Source organism: Staphylococcus pasteuri (assembly GCF_030547725.1).
In the GTDB taxonomy this organism is placed as follows: domain Bacteria; phylum Bacillota; class Bacilli; order Staphylococcales; family Staphylococcaceae; genus Staphylococcus; species Staphylococcus pasteuri.
Genome location: NZ_JAUOQO010000571.1, coordinates 1 through 255 on the forward strand (window position 1 = coordinate 1; position 255 = coordinate 255).

1 protein-coding gene is annotated in these 255 nt (G+C 56.9%); it reads right to left on the reverse strand.

The genetic code is table 11. The annotated features are described in order from the left end of the window. The coding region (locus tag Q4528_RS14765; protein WP_303522418.1) for a hypothetical protein at nt 1-207 on the reverse strand (207 nt) is incomplete at its 3' end. Nucleotides 208-255: the final 48 nt, after the last annotated feature.

Here is a 255-nt window from a genome sequence, read left to right on the forward strand (position 1 = left end):
GGCATAGCGCGCCAACCTGGAAATCGACCCCGGCCATCGACGATGCCCGAGCGCCAGACACAATGAAAACAGCAGAACCGGGAAAAGGAAATCTGCCCAATAGGCCGGTGTATAAGTGAATTGCCATTGCCCGGTTTTCAACGTGTTCCAGATCGCGATGAGTTTGAAAAGAAACAACAATCCAGCGACGAACAGGATCGGAGCCACCCAAGCCTGCCTGTCGGCCCCATGCGTGCGCCGCCAGATACCCAGCGC